This is a genomic window from Bacteroidia bacterium, from assembly GCA_039924845.1.
Classification (GTDB): Bacteria; Bacteroidota; Bacteroidia; order DATLTG01; family DATLTG01; genus DATLTG01.
The window spans coordinates 1-3,386 of sequence record JBDTAC010000069.1; the positions used below are offsets into that span (position 1 = coordinate 1).

The 3,386-nt window shown below is 35.1% G+C and carries 3 protein-coding genes; 1 reads left to right on the forward strand and 2 read right to left on the reverse strand.

Annotation, left to right across the window (positions count from 1 at the left end; translation table 11 throughout):
* Nucleotides 1-375: pyridoxal-phosphate dependent enzyme (locus ABIZ51_07590; GenBank protein MEO7088636.1), on the reverse strand; the 375-nt coding region annotated here is incomplete at its 3' end.
* Nucleotides 376-461: 86 nt separating this feature from the next.
* Nucleotides 462-2,192, reverse strand: a complete 1,731-nt coding sequence (locus tag ABIZ51_07595) for a PDZ domain-containing protein (GenBank protein ID MEO7088637.1) — start codon at nucleotides 2,190-2,192, stop codon at nucleotides 462-464.
* Nucleotides 2,193-2,354: 162 nt separating this feature from the next.
* Between ABIZ51_07595 and ABIZ51_07600 the strand changes: the two genes are divergently transcribed.
* Nucleotides 2,355-3,386, forward strand: a 1,032-nt coding sequence (locus ABIZ51_07600; GenBank protein ID MEO7088638.1) for a hypothetical protein, incomplete at its 3' end; no start/stop codon positions are given.

Consider the following 3,386-nt stretch of genomic DNA (forward strand, 5'->3'; position numbering starts at 1 on the left):
GCGTGAATCTTCTGGATCTACATTCGTCGGGCACACAATCACCTCAGCACCAAAGGCGCGTAAGGCATCTACTTTTTCTTTCGATTGTTTATCTGTAGTAGTAAAAATACATTTATATCCTTTGATAATCGCGGCAATCGCCAAACCCATTCCAGTATTTCCGCTGGTGCCTTCGATAATGGTAGCACCCGGTTTCAAACGACCATCTTTTTCGGCATCTTCAATCATTTTAAGCGCCATCCGATCTTTAATAGAATTTCCAGGATTCGTGGTTTCTATTTTCGCCAACACGGTAGCTTTTACATCTTTTGTCAGATTATTTATTTTCACCAATGGCGTATTTCCAATGGTTTCGAGAATGTTGTTATAATACATCGTTCAAAAATTATTTTTTTAAGGAAGGCAAATGTACTAAATTTATTGAGGCGTTATTGATGATGAAAAAGGAAAATAGCCCGCTCTTAGAATTTTTTTCCACTCCAAATTCGATACGCTTCTTTTTGAGCATCTGTTGCTTCGTTTACTTTTTCAACTTGATAAACAGGATAGTACTCTGAGTCTTTTACAGCTTGCATTTCAATGGATTTTTGGAATCCATTGGTCATCACCGATAAAATTATTTTTTCTTTTCTGAAATGGGAACACCACTCGTTAAAATCATCCTTTAACTCAAATCCATTGATGGAAATAATTTCATCATTCACTGCCAATCCAGCAGAATCAGCAATAGAATCAGGCGCAACAGTTAACACTTTACACACCGAATTGTTTTCGTAAATTTTAAATCCGAAATGTCTTTCGCATGATTTTTTAGAAGGCGAAGCAGTGAATTGTAAGCCAACATAAAAAAGTGTTTCGTTCAAATAAGGTTCAAAAGATTTTGTTCTCCAAACCAAGTCGTTGAATAGAGAATCGAAGGAACAGCCACCCGTTTCTTCCACTATTTTTTTATAATCCGCTTCGGAATACCCTTTTTGTTTTTTGCCAAAATCGTTATACAAACAACGCATCACAGTATCCAACGAGTTTTTGTTTTGAGTATTTTTTCGAACCAGCATATCAATCATAAAAGCAATCAAACAGCCTTCTGTATAAATAGAAGTTTTCCGATCGGGAACGCCCTGACTGTAACCATCTAACCAAGTATCAAAAGACGAATCGGCAACGCTCATATTGAAACGTCCGTAATTGTCGAAATGCTTTTGAAGTTGTCCGTTAAAACATTTAAAATAATCAGTTTCGGAAAAAACGCCAGAACGAAAAAGCATATAATCTCCGTAATACGTAGTGTTTCCTTCGCAAACATAACCCAAACGCGAATAATTTTCTTTGGTATAATCGTAAGGCATCATTTCAATCGGACGAATGGTTTTGATGTTCCAACTGTGAAATAATTCGTGCGAACTCACGCTCAAAAATTCGTTAAAAAAAGCATCGTCCTGCAACATTTTATAAGAAGGTCCAACGGCTATAACTGTTGATTTTAGATGCTCTACGCCATGATGAATTTTTTGTGGCATCAGTTGAAATAAAAAATGGTATTCCGTTACCGGACACCCTTGCATCGTTACAAATTGCTCGTTGATGAATATAAAAAAATCGCCGATTATTTTCGGTATATTCAATTTGCATTCGCCTTGAAACCAAAGATTAAATTCAACGCCATCTAAAATAAATTGAGAATGCTTCAGGCTGTTGCTCGCAATTAGCGGACTGTCTGCCAATTCGTGAAAATTTTCAGCACTCAAATTATTTTTTCCTTCGTGATGCAAAGAAGTCGCAATTTTATAATCGTCCGGAATTTGTAATTCGATTTCACATTTTTCATTCATTCGCTCCGGCACATATAGAAAGCAATTCACAGGATTTATGTACAATTGTTTTTCATCCAAAAAAGTAGAGCCTGCATTTAATTCGGCACTATAATAATTGTAGCGAATAAAAACTATTTCGCAGTTTTTGGTTTCAATTTGCCAACAATCTTTGGTTAATTTTTTTGACTTCAATTCGTTGCCTTTACTGTCAAAAGCCTTCCATTTCTGGATATTTTTAGCAAAATTTCCCAATTCGTAACGACCAGGTCGCCACGCCGGAATTTGCACATTCAGCGTGTTCGTTTTTAAATTGTCAATCGCCATTTCAATATCTATAAAGTGACGATGTGGATTCGTATAAGAAACGGTATATTTCATTTGAAAAATTATTTTTTACAGAAGCCAAAAATAGGAAAAAGCTGGATTGCCAATTCGCTTTTAATTCATTTCTAATAATCAAAAAAGAAATTTTCGAAAAACTCTCCTACATTTGCCATTCAAAATTTCTTTTAAAAAAATATTTTTTTGACCTAACATTTTATGAAAAAAATTTTCCTACTCCTTTTTATCGGGATTTCATTTACCTCATTTTCACAGATAAACAGCGAGGCTTTGCAAACTTCCTATAATTTCTCTGCGAAGGATACAAATAAATTAATACTGGCTTTTAATGATTTTAATTTTTTACAAAACACAGAATATTTTGGTCCAATTGTGAGCGGAGAAACTTTGTTTGGAACCGAATTAAATTCGCGCTTGGCTTACGTTGTCAATCCTTACCTCCGAATTGATTTAGGAATGTTTGCGCGAAAAGATTTTGGAAATCCAAATTTCACAACAATAGCGCCTGTTTTTAATTTAAAATTACAAAAAAATGGCTATTCTTTACAATATGGAAATTACGAAGGCTGCATGGATCATCAATACATTGAGCCTTTGTTTAGCTATGAAAATCGTATTACTAATCCACTCGAAAATGGTATTCAAGCAAAAATTAATAAGAAGAGAGTTTGGGTGGATTTGTGGATTAATTGGGCGTCGCAGGAATATCCTGGTTCTACGTATCAAGAACATATTATAAGCGGACTTTCCTCGAAATTCACCATTTTTGAGCCAAGCGATGTATTTAAAATTCAAATACCAGTACAATATTTAATCAATCATCACGGCGGGCAAATTGACAGCGATCCGGTTCGTAAATACGAAACTTTGCTGAACGGTGCGGTAGGAATGAATTTTGTACTGGATTTATCCAAATACCATGGTTTTATCACCAAGATTGAAAGCGATAATTATTCTGTTGGATACCGCAATGGATCGCGTTACATGTATTTATATTTAGAAGATTTTATTGAAGGCAATGGCGCGTATTACAATGTGCAAATTGAATCGAAATACCACATAAGTTTGTGGGCAAGTTATTGGCACGGACATACGTTTATTTGCCCTACTGGCGCACCTTTGTTCGAATCTATTTCTCAAGTTTACGGTAGTTATCAGGAAACAAATCGCCGCTTAGTTTTTTTAAATTTGAATTATATGTACCAAATTTTACCAGATTTATATGCCGAT